This window comes from Methylobacillus methanolivorans (assembly GCF_054588515.1).
Genome location: NZ_BAAILT010000005.1, coordinates 250317 through 273127, shown reverse-complemented (window position 1 = coordinate 273127; position 22811 = coordinate 250317). Strand labels below are relative to the sequence as shown.

Here is a 22811-nt window from a genome sequence, read left to right as displayed (position 1 = left end):
ACGAGCCAAAAGCCGGAGTGTTAGAGATCATTGCCGGACACTGGCCAGAGTACGCAGCTTATTTGCTGACAGATAACACTAATGTGAAACAGAGAAACCCTGAGGTGGAAGCTTTGGCCCGGGAATTGGAAGATCAGAAAAAAGCGAGTTAATCGCTCGAGAAGTAAAACAAAGATGGTTTAACAAAAACAAGCAGTATCACTAAACTTTTTGGGAGGAACTTTAGTGATTAATCCAGTAGAAATTATTTTTGGGGTATTTAAACAATTTGTACCCTTGCTATTGATCTTGGTCGCGATAAAGGTTGCGGTGATCCTATTCCGTGAGTGGAGCAAACCAAAGCAATTCCGTACTACTGGTTTCCCGGATACGATTGAACTGAATCCACCAGATCGGCAAACAGTCAGTTCATCCAAACCTAAGTCTGTATCTCTAGCTTCCCCCTCCACACCCGCTGAAAAGCTCCCCTACGAACAGTGCAAACCATTAACTGCAACAGAAGCAGTATTTTATTATCGCCTAGTGAAAGCACTTCCCGAGTGCATCATCCTTCCTCAAGTCCAACTTAGCCGCTTCATCAAAATCAAAAATGCACCTTGGTACAAAAAGGCAGGTCAGTCATATGCCTTGCAAAACCGCATAGCACAGCAAAGTGTTGATTATCTGGTATGTCTTAAAGACTTCACCATAGTTGCTGCTGTTGAGTTAGACGATAAGTCTCACGGTAATCCCAAAGTGAAGCAGTTGGATAATAAAAAAGAAGAGAGCTTGAGAGCCGCAGGTATTGAGCTAATAAGGTGGCATGCAGAATCAATGCCGACTGTAGAAATAATCTACAAAAGATTTTCCACCTCGTAAAACAGTTACTATCTGACTTTAATTAAATCTTAGGTCATGAAAAGTTGAAGTTTAAGGAGGTGTGGATTTGTTACTTTTAATTTTTATTTCGTTTCTGGGAATGCTTAATAACATCTCCTCTAACATTGAGTAGTCAAGTTTAGATCTAACAGTAATTAAATTTTTTAGCGAATTTATGTTGCAATTAAGTAATTTAGATTTTTCATTATCTGACCCATTAGATAGTAATAGATTTGCCTCAATACTAGAAATTTTATTCATCATATCCAGTTTTGTTGGGTAAGGAATCATTAAATATCTATCATATGAAATTATAGCTCTGCTTGCATGTAAACTTCCTCCACTCAAGCCAGACTGGATCATAAATACACCGCGAGAGATAGCGGCCTGAATACGGTCTCTTTCAACAAAATTTGATGAAAAAGTGGGAGTTTGATAAGGGTATTCACTAACAAGAAGGCCTCCATTATCAACAATTTCTTCAGCAAGAAATCTGTTGCTTTTTGGGCTTATTGTGTCAAGGCCATGCGCTAGAACAGCTACAGTAGATGTTTGATATTTTAGTGCCGAGGTATGAGCTATTGTATCAAGCCCAAGAGCTAGGCCACTTACTATCTGCCAATTATTTTCGGCAAAAAATTGAGTTACTCTATCGCAAATTTCAATTCCATGATTTGACGGGTCTCTTGTACCAATTATTGCAATTGCTTTGTCGCTAAAATTATTTAGATTTCCTTTGATAAATAATAGCGCAGGTCTGTCAGGAATGTTCCAAAGTAGATTAGGGTATTCTTTATCATAAATGCTAATTATGGAGTGGCTTTGATCATTAGCTATTTCAATATCTCTCAATGCAAAAGATATAGCTCTCTCATAGACTGAAGAGCCTGGCTTGAAAGCCAGAAATTCCCCTTGATAACCATGCAACTCATCTAATGGTATTCTTGGAAATAAAGGGTCCTCATTTAACTTTATGAGTGTTTTCCTTCCAATTCCAGGAATTTTGCTGGCTACAAGTAGTTTTTCAGTTGGAGAAAATTCGTATGTCATTGCCAAGTTTTATGCTTAAATGCTTTCGCTATAACTACATGCTGGATCTTGATTCCAGCCCGTACAACCCCAAAAGAGTACATTGTCTTTTTTTCGAGTCTTAGTACGCATCGGTCTCCCACATTGTGGACAGCTTCTTTTGATCAAACTTTCAGTATGGGCGCAAGGGTTGATTTTATCACCTCTGCCAGAGCAAGAAAAAAATCTTTCATGGGTCTGACCATTGGTTCTCAGCCACATTACTCTGCCACAAATTGGACATAATCTTTCATCATCGATAATGGAAACGGTTTTTGCCACAACTAAACCGAGAACTTTTTTTGCACCAGCTTCAATTAAGAGGGTGTTGGCCCGCATAAATGTAGCACCGGTAGTTGTAACATCATCAATAATTAAGATTCTTTTGTTTTGAATTAATTCAATAAAATCTTCCGTTAAATGCAAAGACCTATCAGACTCCAGCTTCCTTTCTGATCTATCAAGTTTCTTCTGACTTAATGCATCGTCAATAAAATAAAATAGGTTGGCGTTGTATTCGTAAGTTTTTTTATCTTTTAAATAGTCTTGAACTCCATTTAGCATTTCTTCCAATCGTTTTGGTTTGCCTTTTTTTGCGGGAATTACGGATATCAAATCAAATTCATCATTTAGATAGCTTTCAGCATTTTTGATTACATGTCCAATCATTGAATGCCAGTACTTAGGAACAGAGTAATCTTTTACTTTTTCTTTTTTTGCTATTTCCTGCGAAAGTGCATGAGTGTCATGAAGTAGCGCAGTTGAGGGAGATGACTGACTGAAATATCTACCTAGGCAGAAAATGCTCATTTCGTCTCTCATTGTTATTACATTGCAAGATCCGTCTAGAGGTAGAAAGTAGCAAGCTTTTCTCAAGAAATTAGAGCTGTTTGTTTCAGCACATCTTTCAGCAAAAAGTTTATATTCATCTGGCTCTTGCACATACTGAGCAAGCATCGTTGATGACATTTCTATTGCCGGTGCAGTATTTATAGGATTTTTTGAAGCCCAAGATGCTAGAACGGGTGTTATTCCTGCTCTATACGCAGCAACCATATCGGTGAATTCATCACCAACATATAGAATGCTTTGGTTTGGAGATGCATTTAAATTTTCTAATGCCAACAAAATACCCTTGGGACTGGGCTTCATTCCTTCCATTTTTACATCGGTATAAGTTACTACAGTGTCAAAGTATGCAGAAATTTTTAAATGGGAGAGCATGATATTGATATAAGTTCTCCCTGAATTCGATACTATTCCTAGTATTGCTCCTTTCGATTTTAGATATTCAAGTAACTTGGGAATAGGGCGATATGGTTTGATTGGTTCCAAGATATCTTCTGTGAGCAAATCATATTTTCTAGCTTCACGGATTTCTTTAAGCTTAGTGGTGTTTGCCAATGTGTTATCGAAATCAAAAAGAATAACTTTTGAAACCATATCTTCCATCCCCCAAAATGACACTCATGAGCAGTAATGTATTCTTACAAGTGACATTAAGATGTGATTTATTCTAAAAAGTCAAATGCAAAGGTGAGTAAAGGTGCTTAAAGCGGTATGTTGGACTAGGGCATTTAAGAGCCCTAGGCTTGGGTAGGCCTAAAGCCCTCAATGCATGAGGGGTTTGAATAGAATGGGAACATTGCATAACCACTGATCTTTTGTCGCAAAGTTCCAGATGAGTTTCAATACAGGCCGACAATCTGTCAACAATATTGCAGACTATTGAGTCGTATAGATGTGCTGGTTGGCTATGTTATTGTTTTTGATGTGCGTTGCTTAACGATGAGGTACCAATTTATTTACTCATAATCCGTTGGTGCCCGGTTCGACTCCGGGGAGGCCCACCATAAAATCAAGGGGTGGCAATTGTTTTGTCATCCCTTGATTCTTTCTAAGCGTTTTAGTTGAACAGAAAAAGCCGATCTGCTGATTCATTAACTGCGATGACTGCGGGATGGGGGGCTCGTTTGGGCACGGAAATGGCATAGAAGTGCTGGGTGAATTCGTTGGTTTCGGCGATTTTAATGACGTCGTATTCTTGTTCAATTTCATCTGCTATAGCGGATGAAACTGTGAAAAAACCTGTACCTGCAATACCAAATGCCTTCATGAGCGCGCTATCGTCAAACTCTCCGACAATGTTGGGGGTAATGTGCTGTTCATTGAGCCAGCGCATGATTTGCCTTTGTAATAGGCTGTCCTCACCCATAATGAGCATGGGCGCACGATGAAGTCGCTCAGGAAACTGGCCAGGATATTTCATGGCTAATTCTTTAGTGGCAAAGAAAGCTGTGCCGCTTTCTCCTAGTTTATGGCTAATGCCTGTGATATTGACCTCGCTAGGCATGGGGCGATCTGCTAGGACGATATCTAGCTTATGGATGGCAAGCTGAGAAAGTAGTGCCTCAAAGTTGTCTTCACGACACACAATACGAATTGGGTCTTCAAGCTCCATCGCTGCAGATAGTAGATGATAGGCGATGGATTTGGGGACGAACTCTGCAATGCCAACTGTAAATACCCTTGGGCGTTTCTTCGGTTGATGCTGGAGCGTTTCTTCCAGCATGCTACCAATTTCAAAGATTCGTTCAGCATATGGCAATGCAAGGCGACCAGCATCGGTAAGCTCAAGTCCGCGTCCAACGCGTCTGAATAAGGTGACATTCAAATCTGCCTCAAGCAAGGAGATTTGCCCACTCAGTGTTTGAGAGGTTACACCTAGTTGCTCGCTCGCTTTCACCAAGCTGCCCGCCTTAGCGACGGCCCAAAAATAGCTGAGTTGCTTATAATTCATATATACCCCCCCAGTGGCAGGATTGGTTAATCCTTCGATTTTACCGAAGTATTGATCAGTTGATTGTATGTTTTTCCCAAGGGGTCACTCCAGTATGATTCACCTCAATGCAACACATACAATAAATTCATTACTTGGAGATCATCATGAAAAAGACAGTTTCTATTGCGAGTTTGGTATTGGCCGCTTCTTGGGTATCTTTTGTTCAGGCAGAAGAACATAACGCTGCCTTGTTCGATCATCAGGTGGTCGCTGCAGCGACGATCAATCCTAGCCGCTTAGCAACCGATGCTCGTGTGGCTGAGTCTAGCGCTGTGATTAGTCATCAGGATGTGGTGCGAGCACAAAACAACCGTCCTCACCCCAAGCATCATTTCAATGTGAATCGTATTGATACTTCTGCGATCAGTGCAGATCGCCATGCGGGTAAGAAGTTTGTCTATGTGACTCACCCTAAGCATCACTTCAAGGTGAAGCGTTATGTTGGGGTGAACTAAGGCTTAAGGCTCTCCCGCACGACAGTGTTATGCAGGCACTTGCAGGTGCCTGAGCAATACACCCTCACAAGCTATGCTTCTGGGGGTGCTTTTTTGATCTTGGATTGTTTGTGAAGCACTGAATATTTGCGTACATTGTCACCAATGTGCTCTTCGCCACGTTGGCGAGCCAACTCTATTTGTTTTTGTCTTTCTTTGATGCTCGCTCGCTTTTCAGCAGACAACTGATCATAACAACGAGGGCAGGAAATGCCTTTCATATATTTTGGCGAGGCCATCTCTTCTGCTGAGATGGGGTGGCGGCAGGCAAAACACTGATCATAATCCCCCACTTCCAGGCCATGCTTCACGGCAACACGTTGATCAAAGACAAAGCATTCACCTTCCCACAGGCTTTCTTCCTCTGGCACGGTTTCAAGGTATTTCAAAATACCACCTTGCAAGTGATAAACCTCTTCAAAGCCTTGCTCTAGCATATAGGAGCTGGCTTTCTCGCAACGAATGCCACCAGTACAGAACATTGCCACTTTTTTGTTTTTTGCGGGATCAAGGTTGTTGCGGACATAATCTGGAAACTGACGGAAGGTCGTCGTTTCCGGATCAATTGCTCCCTTAAATGTTCCAATGCCGTATTCATAATCATTGCGGGTGTCGATCACGATAACGTCGGGGTCGGAGATGAGGGCATTCCAATCTTCGGGTTTGACGTATGTGCCTACTGTCTTGTTAGGATCAACGCCTGGCACGCCCAAGGTCACAATTTCTTTCTTTAAACGCACCTTCATCCGGTAAAACGGCATTTCATCGGTGAAGGATTCCTTATGTTCTATATCTGCTAGTCGAGAATCTTGGCGTAGATAGGCGAGTAAAGCATCTATTGCCGCTCTGCTACCAGCCACGGTGCCATTGATACCTTCCTCCGCAAGTAATAGCGTCCCCTTGATTTCTTGCAAATTACAAAGGGCTAGTAAACCTGGCTGTAGCGCTTGGTAATCTGGCAGGCTGGCAAATTTGTATAAGGCGGCAACGACAATATGGGACAAAGCAAATTCTCACAGATAAATAATACGCTTGTGTAAGCACAAGATCAGTTAAATGGTGCGACGCTCTACTTAGCATACGGAGCAAATCGTAAGGACAATATTCTAAATTAGATTTCCATAGCTTTCATAGGGTTATTGTGTGGTTTATTTGCAACAAATGAAAATTTGACTTGTATCGAGAATATTTCTTATTTATATTCCCATTTTGTTAATTTTTGTTAATAGTTGTAAAGGGAAGATCGTGCAAAACATTAAAAAAGATCAGGTGGTAAAGCCGATTGTGGCAGCTGTGACCCTGATGTTTACAGGCTCTGCGTGGGCGGTGGAAGAAGGTGGTGCATTGCCTGAGCTACAGGTGGAGACCAAGAAGAGCACCGGTTATAAAGCAGAGAAATCTGCCAGCCAGAAATTTACGGCGCCCTTGATTGATACGCCTAAAACGGTCACGGTGATTACCGAGGAGTTGATCAAGGATACTGGTTCCAACACCTTCAAGGAAGCATTACGCACTACCCCTGGCATTACCTTTGGGGGCGGCGAGGGGGGTATTTCGGTTGGTGATCGTCCGTTTATTCGTGGTTTTGATGCGTTTCAATCGATGTATGTTGATGGTTTGCGTGACATCGGCTCCCAGCAGCGTGAAGTATTTGCGATTGAGCAAATGGAAGTGATCAAGGGTCCAAGTGGTGCTTATGATGGGCGTGGCTCCGCTGGCGGTAGTATCAATATCGTGACCAAGCAGGCGAAGGCAGGCAATTTCACTACTGGTTCTATTGGGATTGGCAGTGATCGTTACCGTCGTGCTACGTTCGATGGCAATTATATGCTGGGAGATGATGCCGCCATTCGTTTGGTGGGTATGCATCATGGTGCGGATACTCCTGGGCGCGACAATGTTGATGTGAAGCGTTGGGGCTTCATGCCTTCTATCACATTGGGGTTGAATGGTCCAACTAGCCTGACTGCTAGCTGGTATCACCATGAAACTGATGATGTGCCTGACTGGGGTATTCCATTCGCGCAATTGGGCAACCCGGCTGGCACACCTTTTGGTACGCCTGTCGGTAGTAAAGATGCATGGTATGGTGTTAAAGGCCGGGATTTCCAGGAAACATCTGCTGATATTGGCACTTTGAAGCTGCAACATGCATTTACGGATGATGTAGTACTACGTAATACCACTCGGTATGGGCTAACCAAGAATGAGTATTTTGCGACTCGCCCAAATATTTATCTGACTGGTACCGTAACACCGGCAGGCATGGTGGATCGTACCCGTGCAAATCAGCGCGGCGTTCAAACCACTACACTAGCCAACCTGACTGATTTATCGGTAGCTTTTGATACTGGATCTATCAAACACAAGTTGAATGCAGGGGTTGAGTTCAGTCGTGAAGAAACGGAAATCAAGACTTTCGTTGGTGCTGATAATGGTAATCGTGCCACTCCACTGGTAAACAATCTGACGCCTATAGGTAATCCAGACCCCAACGTTGGATTCACTGGTCAACAGGTTTGGAATAACTATCCAGGTTCTGAGGGGCGCACTGTCAACAAATCTATTTATGTATTCGATGCGATTGACTTGGCAGAAAAGTGGTTGTTGAACGCAGGTGTGCGATACGACAGTTATAACTCTGAAATTCAAAGCAGAAATGTTACATCAGGCGTACGTGGTGCAAAGTTCGAGAATGATAAAGGCTTCTTTAATTATCAATTGGGCTTGGTGTATAAACTGCAGCCTAACGCGAGTGTTTATGCCTCGTATGCCACATCATCCTCTCCTACAGGGTTGGCGATGGGGGATTTCAATTATATGGGGACGCAGCTTAATGCTAGCACCCAGAACCTGAGCCCGGAACGCACCAAGGCTTTTGAAATTGGAACCAAGTGGAATGTATTTGAAGATTTGTCACTAACCGCTGCACTGTTCCATATCAAAAAGGAAAATGCACGTGTGCCTATTACCAATGAAAACACTTTTGCTAATGTTGGCGAGGTGGAGTCAAAAGGGATTGAGTTGGGCATGGCTGGCAAAATCACTGATAAGTGGCAGGTATTCGGTGGTTATACTTATCTAGATGCCGAGCAAACCAAGGCAGGTCCATTCTCTGATACCAACTTGCCAGGTGCTGCAGAATCCAAGGGCAAACAATTGAATGGGATTGCCAAGAACAGTGCCAGTCTGTGGACAACCTATAAACTGTTGCCTAACTTGACGATAGGTGGTGGCGCATTCTATATGAGCAAAATCTACGCTAACCCTGCCAATACGGCGCATGTTCCTTCTTATGTACGTTGGGATGCCATGGCAAGTTACAGAATCAATGAAAATCTTGATCTGCAACTCAATATCCAGAACCTGACAGATAAGCGCTATTTCGATACGACTTATTTCCGTCACTATGCTATACCGGCTCCAGGTCGCGTAGGTTTTGTGACGCTGAACTTCAAGTTCTAATTGTGCTAGTCTAAGTTCTATATATCTCAATATTCAGCCCTATGGAGGTGTAGCCTCTATAGGGTTTTTTGCTTATGGTGAATACAAGAAAATGTTGATTGAAATTCCAGGTGTGTTGACCAAGGAGCAAGTTGCCCAATGCCGGCAGTTGATGGATACCACCGAGTGGGTGGATGGCAATGTGACTTCAGGGCATCAGTCTGCGTTGGCTAAAAATAATATGCAGTTGCCGGAAGGTTCGCCGGTGGCGCGTCAGATCGGGGATTTGATCCAGGATGCACTGGGGCAAAGCCCTTTGTTCATTTCTGCGGCTTTGCCGCTCAAGGTTTTTCCACCACTATTTAATCGTTATGCGGCTGGGCAGGCATTTGGTACGCATGTGGACAATGCTATCCGGCAGTTGCGCGGGACCAGTTTTCGTATTCGTAGTGATTTGTCTGCAACCTTGTTTTTCTCTGAGCCGGAGGATTATGACGGCGGTGTGCTGACGATTGAAGATACCTTCGGTTCGCAAGAGGTGAAGTTTCCTGCTGGGCATATGGTGTTGTACCCATCCAGTAGCTTGCATCATGTGACACCAGTGACCCGCGGAGTGCGGGTGTCTTCATTTTTCTGGATGCAGAGCATGGTGCGGGATGATGCCCAGCGTACCCTATTGTTTCAGTTGGATAACAGCATCCAGGCGATTGGTGCCGAGCGTGGTGGCCAAGACCCCGAAGTGATTCGCTTGACGGGGGTGTATCACAATCTATTACGGATGTGGGCTGATAGTTGAGTTACGAACCCTGAATGTGGTTGTGCTGTAAGCGCGCCGCCATTTGCCGCAGGAAGCCCATGGTGATGTGCGGCTCGCCCAGCAACAAGGTTTCAATGTTCTCTGCATTGACGACGACGACTTCGGCTTCATTCGACATCACAATAGCATCGGCCACCCTGGGTGTTTGCGTCAGGAATGCCATCTCACCGAAATAGTCCCCGCTGTTGAGCTCTCGAAGTAAGCGGTCTCCCAGCATGAGGCGAATGCGGCCTGATACTAGGTAATATAAATCGTGGCAGCTGTCATTTATTCTGAATACATATTCCCCTCGCTTGAATTTTTTGCCATAACGGTCCATGAGTTCTTCTAAATAGATCGCTCTGTCTTCCGGCATCTGGTCGAATAACCCACGCAGTAACAACACATCTTTTTTACGTAAGGTTGAAATCAGTGTTGTGCCGAGCATGAAGACAACAAAGGTGTAATAGAGCCAGGCGATAGAGATGAACAGGTTCTTCATGCCGCCGAATACTGCTCCATAAGCTGGGTTAACCGAGAGAAATAAGCTGAAGGCAGGGCGCATTGCCAACCATAGGAGGGAGGTAATGATTGCTCCGATCAATATGTGCGATAGACGTAGTTTCACTGGAAAGTAAACACGATAGAAAATCGCGGTTAGCAAGGTGGTCAGGCCAATTGAGGTCGCTGAGTTCAGATATTTGGAGTGTGCCGTATGCGGCTCCAAGATGTTGATGACCTTTTCCATTCCTAAGCCTAGGATGGTGAAAAGGAAAAACATCAGCAGTATGCCCAGCACGCCGAGGATATCCTTGACTTGACGACGTAGGAATGATGGCGTTTCTTTGACGCTGGCTATAGTGTAAAAGGCTGAACGTAGCGCTCCGGCAAGCGGAACAGCCAGCCAGAACATGGCAACAAAACCAAAGACTCCCCACGCTGCCTTATGCTTGGAAGCGTTATACACCTCTACCATAATGCGGCTGCTGAGGTTAGGTACTAGGTTGCTGACAAGAATCGCAAGCTTGACCGTGGCATAGTTAGATGACACTACCAAATGGCTTAGCAGGAAGAACATCAGCACGATCAGCGGGATTAGGGCAAACATGGCGTAAAACGATAAGGATGCTGAAATTGCGAACCCGTTGTGGGTTTGAAAGCTGCTTAGCGTTTCACGCAGCACGAAGAATGGTGTGCTGTAGCGATGGCGTGCATAAGCCCTGCGTGACTTATGTATGGCCGGATGGCTGCCGAGGTGCTTGACCTTGGATAGATTGAATGCCAAAAAAATCTCCCTGCTTTGCTGGGTTACTAAGCCTGCTTGAATTTTTCTGTTGCGGCAATTAATGCGCTTCTGGTGCCCGGCTCCATGCCGGAGTGTCCTGCGTCAGGTACCATATGAAGCTCGGCGTGCGGCATGGCCTGATGCAGTTCATGCGCCGTCAGTGGCGGACATACCATGTCGTAACGCCCTTGCACGATGACTGTAGGGATATGTTGTAGCGTTGAAGCTGCCTCTGCTAATAAGTTGCGATCGCCCACAAAGCATTGGTGCTTAATGTAATGGATTTGCACCCGTGCCCGCGCCAACTCAACTTGTGTGTTGATTGCATGCTCACCTGTGGCTGCGACAGGGAGCAAGGTCATGATGCTGCCTTCAAACGCATTCCAGTGGATGGCGGCAGGCTCGCTAATGGTCGGGTCATCTGAGAACACGTGTTGTGCAAAAGCGCTTAATGGATCATGTCTTTCATTCTCGGGCAGGTAGGAGAGGAGTTTTTCCCATGCTTCGGGGAAGAAATGCTGCACGTCGTGCAGGAACCAATCTAGCTCGCTTGGGCGGCTCAGGAAAATACCTCTCAATATTAATCCGGTCGCCCGTGCTGGATAAGCCAAGGCATAGCTGAGTGCCAAGGTGCTGCCCCATGAGCCACCAAAGACCAGCCAGCGCTCGATACCCAAGTGTTGTCTCAGTGCATCCATATCCGCAATTAGGTGCTGGATGGTGTTGTCACGAACTTCGCCTTGAGGGGTGCTGTGGCCGCAGCCGCGCTGATCAAGCAGGATAATGCGGTAATGATGTGGGTCAAAATAACGTCGTTGTCCGGGGTTGCATCCGCTGCCAGGGCCCCCATGCAGAAAGATGACGGGTTGTCCATTCGGGTTGCCGGATTGTTCATAGTAAATGGCATGTAGGTCTGATACGGATAACATGCCTTGCTGATAGGGTTGAATTTCAGGGAAAAGGGTGTGGGTCATGAATATTTTTCTCACTCAGCTAGGAGATTGCCATTCCAATCAAGGGAAATTGTCTTGGCAAGTTTAGGAATTATTTAATTGTAAGTAAAATGTAAATGAAGTATTGCAAAACATTTTTCCCTGCACTAAGATGCAGTCTACTCGCTTTGAAGTGAGTAAGAGGCAAAGTCTCAACGATGCTGCAAAAACCCGTAATTATAAATGGGAGGTAGTGTATGTGGGGCTGGGTCTTGTTAAACCCTTAGTAGTATCACTATGGAGATTTATAAAAATGGAGATGAGCAAAATCAAGCTGGCGCTTGGTGTGGCATTTGGCATGGCGATGGCAATGCCTATGGTTGCATCTGCAGCTGCTGACCAAGAAGCCGCAATGAAGGATGCCAGCAACTGGGTGCATCCACGTGGTCAACATAACAATCAGGGTTATAGCACCCTCAATCAAATCAACAAGAGCAACGTCAAGAATGTTAAGGCAGCTTGGCAATTCGCTACCGGTGTGAACCGTGGTCACGAAGGCTCTCCAGTTGTTGTTGGCAACATGATGTATGTACATACAGCATTCCCTAACAATGTTTACGCACTTGACCTGAACAACAACCAGAAGATCGTCTGGGCTTACTTCCCTAAGCAAGATCCTTCCGTACAAGCTGTTCTCTGTTGCGATAACGTAAGCCGCGGTTTGGGTTACGGCGATGGCAAGATCTTCTTGCAACAGAATGACGGTGTATTGGTTGCTCTGGATGCGAAGACTGGTGCTAAAGTTTGGGATGTTAAGGTAAACGATCCTAAGGTTGGTGCTACTAATACCAACGCTCCTCACGTTATCAAGGACAAGGTTCTGACAGGTTGTTCTGGTGCTGAATTCGGTGTTCGTTGCTTCTTGGCTGCTTACAGCCTGAAGGATGGCGCGCTGGTATGGAAGGCATACAGCACTGGTCCTGACAGCGAAGTGCTGATCGGTAAGGACTTCAACAAAGACAATCCTCACTACAGCTCATTGTCTGTTTATGAAGACGTGAACGGTGGTAACAAAGAAGGCGGTTCCTTCAAGGCTCTGCCTAAGGAAAAGCTGAAGTTCCCAGAAAAAGACCTGGGCGTGAAGACATGGCTCAAGCCACAAGCGGTTAAGGATGGTTGGCAGCACGGTGGTGGTTCCACATGGGGCTGGTGGCCATATGACCAACGTACAAACCTGGTTTACTACGGTACTGGTAACCCGTCCGTTTGGAACCCAGATGTACGTCCTGGTGACAACAAGTGGTCCATGACTATTTTCGCTCGCGATCTGGATACAGGTATCGCTAAGTGGGGTTATCAAATGACTCCTCACGACGAGTGGGATTATGACGGTATCAATGAAGTCATCCTGTTCGACAAGGGCGGCAAGACATACGCTTGGCACCATGACCGTAACGGTTTTGCTTACACCTTTGATGCACACACTGGCAGCATCATCGCCGCTGAAAAGGTTCATCCATTCGTTAACTGGGCAACTGGTGTTGATCTGAAGAGCGGTGTTCCTCAGAAGGATGGTAAGTACTCTACCCACCAAGACTACAACGCTAAGGGTATTTGCCCTGCAGCGCTGGGTACCAAGGATCAGCAGCCTGCTGCTTACTCCCCACGTACTGGTTTGGTGTACTCCCCACTTAACCACGTTTGTATGACATACGAGCCAGTTGAGTCCAAGTACATCGCTGGTCAGCCATGGGTTGGTGCTACGTTGACCATGTTTGCTGGTCCTGACGGTGTCATGGGTGGTTTTGCTGCTTATGATCCAATGACCAACAAGAGCAAGTGGTACAACAAGGAGAAGTTCTCTGCTTGGGGTGGTGTTCTGACAACTGCTTCCGATCTGGTGTTCTACGGCACTCTGGATCGTTGGTTCAAGGCTCTTGACGCACAAACTGGTAAAGAACTCTGGAAATTCCAGGTTGGCTCCGGTGTGATCGGTAACGCATTCACATACACCCACAAGGGTAAGCAATACGTTGGCGTACTGTCCGGTATCGGCGGTTGGGCTGGCGTAGCGATGAACCTTGGCCTTGATAACGATACCGATGCGCTTGGCGCAGCGGGTGGTTACAAGGAGCTGAAAGAGTGGAACGCTGCTCCTGGCGGCGGTGCACTGAACGTATTCAGCCTGTAATTGACGTCTGATTTAATGCAGAAGATTCAAAGCTGACATTAAGTTAGTTGCTCCCAAGCACCCTGTTTTAGGACAGGGTGCTTTTTATCTTTGATAGGTAATTAGTTAGCAAGCTTATCAACGCAGAAGGAAGTGCAATGCTGAAAAGACTGAAGAAGGTTTCATGGGTGCTGATGCTTGCAGGTATCAGTCAGTTTGCAATGGCGGGTGCCGCCAATACATTGGAAGTTGATAGTGAGGTGGGCCGTGGTGGCTTGCCGGTACGTGAAGACAACCCGCATGAGCTGAAAGTCTGTGCAGATTATGACAACTTGCCCTATTCAAATGGCAAGCAAGAAGGATTTGAGAACAAAATTGCCGAGTTGATTGCCAAGGATTTGGGCAAGACTCTGTCATATCAATTTTGGTATGACCGTATGGGCTTTATTCGGAATACATTAAATGCACGTCGTTGCGACGTGATTATTGGCACGGTGGCTGGCAATGACATGATGCTGACCTCCAAGCCTTACTACCGCTCTGGGTATGTGTTTGTCTACCGTAAGGATAGCGGTTATGACATTAAGGACTGGGATTCCCCAGATTTGAAAAAAGGCATTATTGGTGTTGTGGGACAAACGCCCCCCTCCCGTCCATTGAATGATAAGGGCTTATTGGGTAACTCTCGCCCATATCGTATTCAGCGTGACTTGAATCTGCCGCCAAGCTTCGTGATTGATGATCTGGTTAAAGGTGAAATTGATGTGGCTATCTTGTGGGGGCCGATCGCTGGCTACTATGCCAAGAAGGCATCTATCCCTTTAGTAGTTGTGCCTGCACCTGAATATGAGCAAGAAAATATTCATGGTAAAGAGTACTGGAATATTTCAGTTGGCGTGCGCAAGCGTGACAAGGAACGCATGGCACAGTTGCAGGATGTGCTTGACCGTCGTCACGACGATATCATCAAGATTCTTGATGAGTATGGTATTCCGCATGTGCCTGTTGTCGTGGGAGATGATATTGAGAAAAAATCTAAAAATAAGGGTGATGTAATTCCCAAATTTGAATAGTAATTTTCATGAACTGGGTCAACTATTGTGTGTCTGACACGTTAGATGGATTGCAGACTCATGATTTTATTAATGTAGTCGAAGTTTAAATGTTCAAAAAGCAAGGAGAAAGTATGTTGAATCATGGAGTGATCAAAGCAACCTTGGCCGCCTCAGTCCTGGCGCTGGTAGGGTTGGCAATGCCGTTGCAGGCAAGTGCTGCCTGCAATTTAGTATCGACCAAGGATAACAGTCCGCTGAATATTAAAGTGACTGACGATGATACCCCAGAGGCGAAGCAGTTTCTGGAAACCTGTGTAAATCCCTATACCAAGATTTACGCTGCAGATCCAGAAAAGGCAAAACAAGGTAAGAAAAAATTTGGTTTGTACTCTTGTACCACATGCCACGGTCCTAATGGCGATGGTCAAGTAGCTGTTTCAATCACTGATGATCGCTGGCAGTATGCCAAACACATTACCGACAAGGGTATGTTTGAAACTATCGCTGGTGGTTCCAACGGCGGTATGGCTACTTGGCATAAGCAAGTAGCTGGTAACCCTGACTTGGTGTCTACTGATGAAATCCTCAAGATTATTGGTTTCTTACGTAGTCAATACAAGGGCGGTGGTAACAAGCCTTGGTTGGACGAAAAGCCACAATAATGAATGATATGTAGCGAAGGGGCGATGATTCAGACTTGCCAATTCGCCACTCTCCAAGAAAAGACGGTCATTGTTTATGCAATGACCGTTTTTTTATGCGCGAAGTCCAGCCTTTAGAGGTAAAATCGGAAGACTCCTTCGTCGCGCAAGCCAGCTACCAGATTGAGTGAAGATGGTTACTAGATAGCTACGCTGTGCTTGCCGTGATATGTGCGGATTTATATTGATTAGTCCTGGAAAGTGAAGTTATGCAATTGGAAACGCAAACAAGTTCAGATTTGCACCGTGTCATTATTGTGGGCGGTGGTGCTGGTGGGCTAGAACTGGCAACCCGTCTCGGGAAAAGCCTGGGGCGGAAGAAAAAGGCTCATATTACCCTGATCGATTGCACACGAACCCATGTCTGGAAGCCTTTGCTGCATGAAATTGCAGCAGGTAGCATGAATCCAGACAAGCATGAACTTGAATATATTGCCCAGGCACACTGGAGCCACTTTCACTTCCGCTTAGGGCGCATGGATGGGTTAGATAGGGCCAAGAAGGAAGTACACGTCGCGCCTTATTTTGATGACGGTGTCGAGGTAATTCCTCGTAGGGTATTTAAATACGACACCCTGATCATAGCCGTAGGTAGTACGACGAATGATTTTGGTATTTCTGGTGCGCGTGAGCACTCCATCGCACTGGATACACAAAATCAGGCTGAGCGCTTCCATAGACAATTGACTAATGCCTTGATCCGGGCCCAAACCCAGGCTGAACCTGTCCAGGCCGGGCAGTTGGAGGTGGTGATTGTTGGTGCAGGTGCGACAGGCGTTGAGCTTGCCGCCGAGCTGCACAATACGACGCGTGAAGTAGCCGCCTATGGTTTGGATAAGATTGATCCAGACAAAGACATCAAGATTTCCATTATTGAGGCAAGTGACCGAGTGTTACCTGCATTGCCTCCCAAGCTTTCCATGGCGGTCGATGTGGAGCTGCGTAAGTTGCGGGTGCATGTGTATGCTGGTGAGCGTGTAACAGAAGTGACGGCTAAAGGGGTCTATACCCACAGTGGCCGTTTTATTCCATCTGCTCTTGTTGTGTGGGCTGCGGGTATCAAAGCGCCTGATTTTGTTCGTGAACTGGATGGGTTGGAAGTTAACCGCATCAATCAACTGGTCGTGAAGCGCACTTTGCAAACCACGCTGGATGAGAACGTATTTGCATTTGGTGATTGCGCTGCTTGCCCATGGCCTGGCCACGATGAGAATGTGCCTCCCCGCGCTCAATCTGCGCATCAGCAGGCATCAATGTTGGTTAAAACTGTCAAGGCACGTGTAGCCGGCAAGGATAACCTGCCTGAATATACCTATCGTGATTACGGCTCCTTGGTTAATCTCGGACGCTACTCTACGGTGGGTAGCCTGATGGGAGCCATCGCAGGCGGTAGCATGTATATTGAGGGCTTGTTTGCGCGCCTCATGTACCAGTCGCTGTATCAATTGCACTTGATGGCGTTGCATGGTTTCTTTGCCGTGGTGCTGCAAATTCTTGCACGCTTGATTACCCGCCGGACAGAGGCTAGGGTCAAGTTGCACTAAACGTGACTTCGCACATAAGATAATAAAAAAGCCTTGGGAAACCGGGCTTTTTTATTATCACTGCATCAAACAAAGTATTCTAGATATGTCAGAGATATGCTATTCCAGCTTTTGCGGACTTGCGTTTTGCACTTGATAAAGCTTGTATATTCCACCCATGCTCAGGCTGACGAACAGGCCGAAAGCCACAATAATAAAATTGATGTGAATATCTGTTTTGATCATCAATGTATAAAGGCTAATGAGGGCAGCAATACCAAGGTTCTCATTGAAGTTTTGCACTGCGATTGAATGACCGGCACCAATCAATAGGTGGCCGCGATGCTGCAGCAAGGCATTCAGTGGTACAACCAAGTAGCCACTCAATGCCCCAATCATGAGTAGTAGGATGCAGGCAACTATCCAGTTGCTGACAAAGGTCATACCAATCACCAGCAAGCCTACCACAATGCCTACAGGGATGACGCGCACCGAGTGCTCAAGCTTGATCATGCGTGCGGCAGCAATTGAGCCAATTGCTATACCGATAGCAACTACTACCATGAGATAGGTGGATTGTTCTTGGGTGAAGTTCAATGCAAAGCCAGCCCAGGCCAGGACGACGAAACGCAAGGTAGCGGCTACCCCCCAGAACAAGGTGGTGACAGCAAGTGAAACCTGGCCTTGTGAGTCTTTCCATAAGGTTTTGGTCGCAAGCCAGAAGTCCTTGATCAGGAAAGTCGGGGTTTTCTGTGGAGGTTTATGATCCACGGGCACCTTGGGGATGTAAATATTGAATATCGCTGCAGACATGTACAGCACTGTGATCACGATCATGGCAACCTGGATATTGATGCTGGGCAGGATAGCGCCAATGACAGTGCCTAGTACGATAGCCATGACAGTTGATCCCTCCATCCAGCCATTCGCTTTGACCAGCATTGATGGTGGCAGGTATTCCGTCAGGATGCCGTATTTTGCTGGGGAGTAGGCTGCTGCCCCAATGCCGACGATGCCATAGGCATATAAAGGCGGCATGCCAAGCACCATGGAGGTACTGCCAATGAATTTGATGGCATTGGAGACAAACATGACCCTGCCTTTGGGAAAGGCATCGGCAAATGCGCCGACAAAGGGGGCGAGGATGATGTAGGAGATGACAAAGAACCATTGTAACAATGGGTCATGCCAACTCGGGGCATCCATGTCTCTCAGGAGCGCAATTGCAGTAAATAGCAATGCATTGTCAGCTAGCGCAGATAAAAACTGCGCTAGCAGTATGATATAAAAACCCCAGTTCATCGCTGCTTTATTGCGCCCCGGTCAAGGGGCGTATTTATCCTGTCATTATGACTGGCTATGCCAGATTGAGTCATTGTAGTGACCAATTATTACAATATGTCTGCTGCAAAATCAGCCAGCCTGGATCGTTCACCACGCACCAGAGTGACGTGTCCGTTATGTCCCCAGCCCTTAAAGCGGTCAACCACATAAGTCAGGCCAGAACTGCCTTCTGTTAGGTATGGCGTATCAATTTGCGCAATATTACCTAAACAAACGACTTTAGTCCCGGGTCCTGCACGAGTGATGAGGGTCTTCATCTGCTTTGGCGTTAAATTCTGGGCTTCATCAATGATGAGGAATTTATGTAGGAAGGTTCGACCCCGCATGAAGTTCAATGATTTTACCTTGATGCGAGTGCGGATCAGGTCTTGAGTCGCAGCCCGTCCCCATTCACCGGCATCTTCATCAGATTTGTTGAGCACATCCAGGTTGTCCTCCAGCGCACCCATCCAAGGCGCCATCTTTTCTTCCTCCGTACCAGGCAGGAAGCCAATATCTTCGCCTACTGGTACCGTGACACGGGTCATGATGATTTCGCTGTAAATCTTTTTGTCTAATGTCTGGGTCAGGGCAGAAGCCAGGGTTAATAGGGTTTTACCCGTGCCTGCCTGGCCTAGCAGGCTGACAAAATCTACTTCGGGATCCATCAACAGATTCAACGCGAAGTTCTGCTCGCGGTTACGGGCGGTAATCCCCCAGATATTATGCTTGGGCTGGGTGTAGTCCTTGACCACCTCCAGCACGGCTGTATTGCCCTCAATAGAGCGCACAATCGCATGAAAAGGTTTTTCGTATTCGTAATAGACGAACTCATTGATGAGAAAACTCTTACACAGGGGACCTGTGATGCGATAAAACATTCTGCCAGCATCCTGCCAGGATTCCATGGCCTTGCTGTGCTTCTCCCAAAAATCTGCTGGGAGCTCCTTCATGCCGGAGTAGAGCAGGTCGGTATCTTCTAATACTTTGTCATTGAAATAGTCTTCGGCGGCAACGCCAATCGCGCGTGCCTTGATACGGATATTGATATCTTTGCTGACAAGGACTACCTCGCGGCTTGGCTGCGAGGTTTGCAGGCTGAGTACGACGCTAAGTATTTGGTTGTCGGCTTTGCTGCCAGCCAACATCGGCAGTTCTGTAGCCACTGCTTCGGTTTGCAGGAACAATTTGCCACTGACATGCTTATTGCCGTTAATGGCAAGTGGGCAACCTTTTTCCAGGTCTGCCAAATTGCTTCCTACGATTTCTTCCAGGTTGCGGCTCGCTTGCCGGGCATTGCGCGCTACCTCGGTCATGCCTTTTTTATTGTTATCCAACTCCTCCAGCGTGACCATGGGGAGATAGATATCATGCTCCTCAAAGCGAAACAGGCTTGACGGGTCGTGCATCAGCACGTTGGTATCAAGTACAAACAGTTTGGTGCTTGCTGCGCGCTTTCTAATCATCTGGCTGCCTTTTTAAAGGGATTGAATGAATTCGAGCACCTGCTGGGCGTGACCGTCCACTTTCACTTTGCGCCACTCACGGACAAGCACGCCTTTTTCGTCGATGACGAAAGTGCTGCGCTCTATGCCACGTACTTCTTTACCATAAAGCTTCTTCATTTTGATTACGTCGAACAACGTACAGGCTTTTTCTTCTGCATCTGATAGCAACTCAAAAGGAAAGCTGAATTTGGCTTTAAAATTTTCGTGCGACTTGAGGCCATCACGCGAAATTCCGATGATTTCCGTATTGTTGGTTTGGAACGCTTCGTAAAGGTCGCGCAGATCCTTGCCTTGATTGGTACAGCCAGGGGTGTTGTCCTTGGGATAAAAATAGATGATCAGTTTTTTGCCGATAAAGTCGGAAAGCTTGAAAGTTTTTCCGCTGGTGGAAGGTAATTCAAAATCAGGAATTGCTTGATTCAACATAGTAGACAATAAACTCTAGACGCTCTCATTGTTGATAAAAACGGGAGATAAGGCAAGCAGCTTATGGTGAAAACGTTCAATACCTTATTCAGCTTGATGGTCGCGAGGCAATGTAAGCTCTGTGGAGGTGCCACCTTTGACCCGGTTATTGAAGTGGATGTGGCCGGACAGGGTTTCCATCACCTTAAAAGCAAAGGGAATACCTAACCCGGTGCCAAAACGCTTGGTCGTTGGTCCTGGGCTGGCTGCATGAGGATCAGGAGTAAATGGCATGCCAGGGCCTTGATCATTGATCGTAATATGCAGGCTGTCATCAAAGGCATCACACTGGATAGTGATTTCACTACCCTGAGGGGATGCCTCTACCGCGTTGAGTAACAAGTTATACAGTGCTTGTTCCAGCAGGTTTTCATCAGTAAACATGCGGTCATTGAGGTCCTGCCAATCGGGCAGTTGAATGGAAATTTTCTTTTCCTGGATTTTTTGCTGTAGTGGAGCTATGGCACCTTGTAGTACCAAGCGTAGCGTTGTGGGGCTTGGATGAGGCTTGAGTGGGTGCAGATATGCCAAGAGGCCACGAGTCCAGCGATCCAGGCGATCTACGGTACTGATGATAGCGATCAATGAGTCACGTGTTTCCTGGTCAAGATGTTGGCTGTCTGCGACTTGGGCAGTGGCACGAATACTGGCGAGTGGGTTACGGATATTGTGTGCCAGCATGGGAACGAGAAGGCCAAGGGCCGCCTGTTTTTCCGAGCGAACTAGTGCTTCCTGGCTACGGCTGAGTTCCTGTGCCATGGTATTGATGGCTGACGATAGCGCTGTTAACTCAGCGACACCTTCCTCTGGTGCCTTGTGATCCAGGTTCCCCGCGCTGATTTCGCTGGTGGCATGCAATACATTGCGAATAGGGCGAACGATGGCGCGCTTGAGGAAAATATGGGAAAACACGAGCAATAGTAAAGCGAGCCCAATGGGAATGATGAGTAAGGTGAATGCAGTGTGTTTAACATCTTCCAGCCGGGATGAAAGCTCCCGGTGCTTGAGGAGCAGCAGGCGTTCGGCACGTGCGGAAATGATTTCATAATGATGGAAAATACTGGACTCCAGGTGAGTATTCAGTGCCTTTTCCAATTCGGCATTGTTGTAATCCTCAACCAGCGCAAAAATGTTCTGAGTTTCTTGAATCAATTCCTGATAACTCGCGTTCAACTCCATGATGGCAGTTTTTTCTTCGTTATCGGCAGTTAACTCCAATAGTTTGCGGAAATGAGCATCAATGGAAAGGGTGTAGACGTTATATTCCTCTTGCGCTTGTGGGTCCTTGAGGAAGTGCAAGTCGAATAACTCTTTCATTTGCCGGTACAAATCCCCGCGGGTTTGCTGGATTTCCTGCACCATGAGGTGGATGCGCTGCGATTCTTGAGAGGATTGATCCCAGATACGCATGCCAATAACGCCAGCTGTACCTGCGAGAATAACCAGAAGGAAGAACGTCAACTCATGGATTAGCAATACATCCTTGAGGGATTTTGCCTGGGGAGCCTTACTCATGACGACTCTAGTGAAAATGGCACAGGTACCAGGATGACAAGGTTCTTGCTGTTGCGCAATATTTCAGGTGGTTGAGGGAGTGGTGATGCCTTCTTAACCATCGTGATGGCTTGCTCATCCAGTACGTTATGTCCGCTAGATTTTTTTACATGTGTCGAAAGGACATGGCCTTTTTCATCGCAATGGACTTCCAATAGCACTTCTCCCTCCCATCCCCGCATCTGTGCGATGCGCGGGTATTGCTTATATTTGGCAATGGCACGAGAAAGCAGGCTGCCATATAAGCTACGGGCAGCATCTATATCCTGTTGGCTTGGGCCAGTCGGCTGTGGTGAGGGGGTAGGTTCTGGTGCTGGAGGTGCTACTGTCGTCACAGGTGCTGGCGCAGCGCTTTCTCGTGGTGATGCTGTCATGACCTCAGGCATGGCGGGAGCAGTTGCATTTTCTGCTTGGTGCTCCACGGGTTTTTCTGTGGTACGAGCCGGTTCAGGATCCGGTTGTTTGGGAGTTTGCTTAAGCGGTGGTGGCACAGCTTTAGGGCTGGGTTTAGGAGTGACAGGAGTAGGCTCCGGCTCTACCTGTTTTACCGGCTCTATGGGCGTGCTGGTTTGCGGTTCTGGTATGGCAGCAGATTGTTCAATGCTAGGTGTTAGCGCTAATTCAACTTGCAGGATTTGCGGCTCAGTAATTTCTTGCGAAGTAAAATCTAGCATGGGTAGCTGCATCAGTAGCATGATGTGCAATGCCAACGATGCCAAGATAGCCCAGCTGATGCTGTGATTACTTGTTGTTGGTAATGAGGCAGATTGGGCGATAGCAACCAAGGTATTAA

Annotated in this window: 19 protein-coding genes; 8 read left to right on the top strand and 11 right to left on the bottom strand. The window is 46.6% G+C overall.

The features are described 5' to 3' along the window. The first annotated feature begins 225 nt into the window (after positions 1–225). The gene (locus LG202_RS14075) at positions 226–858 is read left to right on the top strand and encodes a DUF2726 domain-containing protein (protein WP_230349011.1); all 633 of its coding nucleotides are present in this window, start codon (positions 226–228) and stop codon (positions 856–858) included. Between the two features lie 51 nt (positions 859–909). Here the strand turns inward: LG202_RS14075 and LG202_RS14070 are convergent, their stop codons facing one another. The 3 genes from LG202_RS14070 to nhaR all read right to left on the bottom strand — a co-directional run bounded on the left by LG202_RS14070 (position 910) and on the right by nhaR (position 4726). Then, on the bottom strand, positions 910–1908 hold the full coding sequence (locus LG202_RS14070) for a DNA-processing protein DprA (protein WP_230349022.1): 999 nt from the start codon (positions 1906–1908) through the stop codon (positions 910–912). A gap of 15 nt (positions 1909–1923) precedes the next feature. After that, positions 1924–3378: an HAD-IA family hydrolase gene (locus tag LG202_RS14065; RefSeq protein ID WP_459725033.1), complete on the bottom strand. Its 1455-nt coding sequence runs from the start codon at positions 3376–3378 to the stop codon at positions 1924–1926. 454 nt (positions 3379–3832) lie between these two features. Then, positions 3833–4726, bottom strand: a complete 894-nt coding sequence (nhaR, locus tag LG202_RS14060; protein ID WP_230349009.1) for a transcriptional activator NhaR — start codon at positions 4724–4726, stop codon at positions 3833–3835. A 146-nt stretch (positions 4727–4872) separates the two neighbouring features. Between nhaR and LG202_RS14055 the strand changes: the two genes are divergently transcribed. Continuing rightward, complete coding sequence (locus LG202_RS14055) at positions 4873–5223, top strand: hypothetical protein (RefSeq protein ID WP_230348992.1); 351 nt, start codon at positions 4873–4875, stop codon at positions 5221–5223. A gap of 71 nt (positions 5224–5294) precedes the next feature. Here the strand turns inward: LG202_RS14055 and trhO are convergent, their stop codons facing one another. Next, positions 5295–6266, bottom strand: a complete 972-nt coding sequence (trhO, locus tag LG202_RS14050) for an oxygen-dependent tRNA uridine(34) hydroxylase TrhO (protein WP_230349008.1) — start codon at positions 6264–6266, stop codon at positions 5295–5297. A gap of 241 nt (positions 6267–6507) precedes the next feature. Here trhO and LG202_RS14045 point away from each other — a divergent pair, with 241 nt between their 5' ends. Then, positions 6508–8727, top strand: a complete 2220-nt coding sequence (locus tag LG202_RS14045; RefSeq protein ID WP_230349007.1) for a TonB-dependent receptor — start codon at positions 6508–6510, stop codon at positions 8725–8727. A gap of 91 nt (positions 8728–8818) precedes the next feature. Continuing rightward, complete coding sequence (locus tag LG202_RS14040; RefSeq protein WP_230349006.1) at positions 8819–9502, top strand: Fe2+-dependent dioxygenase; 684 nt, start codon at positions 8819–8821, stop codon at positions 9500–9502. Between the two features lies 1 nt (position 9503). On the opposite strand, the gene LG202_RS14035 is transcribed toward LG202_RS14040, so the two are convergent. Then, positions 9504–10787 carry a YhjD/YihY/BrkB family envelope integrity protein gene (locus LG202_RS14035; protein ID WP_230349005.1) on the bottom strand — a complete coding sequence of 428 codons (1284 nt, stop codon included), beginning with the start codon at positions 10785–10787 and terminating at the stop codon, positions 9504–9506. A gap of 26 nt (positions 10788–10813) precedes the next feature. After that, positions 10814–11761 (bottom strand): prolyl aminopeptidase, encoded by a 948-nt coding sequence (gene pip, locus LG202_RS14030; RefSeq protein WP_230349004.1) that lies wholly within the window; start codon positions 11759–11761, stop codon positions 10814–10816. Positions 11762–12032: 271 nt separating this feature from the next. Between pip and LG202_RS14025 the strand changes: the two genes are divergently transcribed. The 4 genes from LG202_RS14025 to LG202_RS14010 all read left to right on the top strand — a co-directional run bounded on the left by LG202_RS14025 (position 12033) and on the right by LG202_RS14010 (position 17189). Next, the gene (locus LG202_RS14025) at positions 12033–13910 is read left to right on the top strand and encodes a methanol/ethanol family PQQ-dependent dehydrogenase (protein WP_230349003.1); all 1878 of its coding nucleotides are present in this window, start codon (positions 12033–12035) and stop codon (positions 13908–13910) included. A 137-nt stretch (positions 13911–14047) separates the two neighbouring features. Then, entirely contained in the window at positions 14048–14962 is a 915-nt protein-coding gene (locus LG202_RS14020) for a substrate-binding domain-containing protein (protein WP_230349002.1), read from the top strand. Positions 14963–15051: 89 nt separating this feature from the next. After that, positions 15052–15606 (top strand): c-type cytochrome, encoded by a 555-nt coding sequence (locus tag LG202_RS14015; RefSeq protein WP_459725028.1) that lies wholly within the window; start codon positions 15052–15054, stop codon positions 15604–15606. 248 nt (positions 15607–15854) lie between these two features. Beyond that, positions 15855–17189, top strand: coding sequence for an NAD(P)/FAD-dependent oxidoreductase (locus LG202_RS14010; RefSeq protein ID WP_230349001.1), 1335 nt, complete (start codon positions 15855–15857; stop codon positions 17187–17189). Between the two features lie 99 nt (positions 17190–17288). On the opposite strand, the gene lplT is transcribed toward LG202_RS14010, so the two are convergent. The 5 genes from lplT to LG202_RS13985 form a co-directional block, all read right to left on the bottom strand. After that, positions 17289–18470, bottom strand: a complete 1182-nt coding sequence (gene lplT, locus LG202_RS14005; protein ID WP_230349000.1) for a lysophospholipid transporter LplT — start codon at positions 18468–18470, stop codon at positions 17289–17291. Positions 18471–18559: 89 nt separating this feature from the next. Beyond that, on the bottom strand, positions 18560–19957 hold the full coding sequence (locus LG202_RS14000; protein WP_230348999.1) for a PhoH family protein: 1398 nt from the start codon (positions 19955–19957) through the stop codon (positions 18560–18562). 12 nt (positions 19958–19969) lie between these two features. Beyond that, complete coding sequence (locus LG202_RS13995) at positions 19970–20425, bottom strand: peroxiredoxin (RefSeq protein WP_230348998.1); 456 nt, start codon at positions 20423–20425, stop codon at positions 19970–19972. Between the two features lie 84 nt (positions 20426–20509). Next, a complete protein-coding gene (locus LG202_RS13990; protein WP_230348997.1) occupies positions 20510–21979 on the bottom strand; it encodes a sensor histidine kinase in 1470 nt (489 codons plus the stop codon). Then, a complete protein-coding gene (locus LG202_RS13985) occupies positions 21976–22692 on the bottom strand; it encodes an energy transducer TonB (RefSeq protein ID WP_230348996.1) in 717 nt (238 codons plus the stop codon). Before LG202_RS13985 ends, LG202_RS13990 begins: the two co-directional genes overlap by 4 nt. Positions 22693–22811 lie beyond the last annotated feature (119 nt).

Coding starts and splice junctions, on each gene's coding strand:
- lplT (WP_230349000.1), bottom strand. CDS start 18,470: ATGAACTGGGGTTTTTATATCATACTGCTAGCGCAGTTTTTATCTGCG.
- LG202_RS14040 (WP_230349006.1), top strand. CDS start 8,819: ATGTTGATTGAAATTCCAGGTGTGTTGACCAAGGAGCAAGTTGCCCAA.
- pip (WP_230349004.1), bottom strand. CDS start 11,761: ATGACCCACACCCTTTTCCCTGAAATTCAACCCTATCAGCAAGGCATG.
- LG202_RS14070 (WP_230349022.1), bottom strand. CDS start 1,908: ATGACATACGAATTTTCTCCAACTGAAAAACTACTTGTAGCCAGCAAA.
- LG202_RS14015 (WP_459725028.1), top strand. CDS start 15,052: ATGTTCAAAAAGCAAGGAGAAAGTATGTTGAATCATGGAGTGATCAAA.
- LG202_RS14020 (WP_230349002.1), top strand. CDS start 14,048: ATGCTGAAAAGACTGAAGAAGGTTTCATGGGTGCTGATGCTTGCAGGT.
- LG202_RS14010 (WP_230349001.1), top strand. CDS start 15,855: ATGCAATTGGAAACGCAAACAAGTTCAGATTTGCACCGTGTCATTATT.
- LG202_RS14025 (WP_230349003.1), top strand. CDS start 12,033: ATGGAGATGAGCAAAATCAAGCTGGCGCTTGGTGTGGCATTTGGCATG.
- LG202_RS14055 (WP_230348992.1), top strand. CDS start 4,873: ATGAAAAAGACAGTTTCTATTGCGAGTTTGGTATTGGCCGCTTCTTGG.
- LG202_RS13995 (WP_230348998.1), bottom strand. CDS start 20,425: ATGTTGAATCAAGCAATTCCTGATTTTGAATTACCTTCCACCAGCGGA.
- LG202_RS14065 (WP_459725033.1), bottom strand. CDS start 3,378: ATGGAAGATATGGTTTCAAAAGTTATTCTTTTTGATTTCGATAACACA.
- nhaR (WP_230349009.1), bottom strand. CDS start 4,726: ATGAATTATAAGCAACTCAGCTATTTTTGGGCCGTCGCTAAGGCGGGC.
- LG202_RS14000 (WP_230348999.1), bottom strand. CDS start 19,957: ATGATTAGAAAGCGCGCAGCAAGCACCAAACTGTTTGTACTTGATACC.
- LG202_RS13990 (WP_230348997.1), bottom strand. CDS start 21,979: ATGAGTAAGGCTCCCCAGGCAAAATCCCTCAAGGATGTATTGCTAATC.
- LG202_RS13985 (WP_230348996.1), bottom strand. CDS start 22,692: ATGCTAGATTTTACTTCGCAAGAAATTACTGAGCCGCAAATCCTGCAA.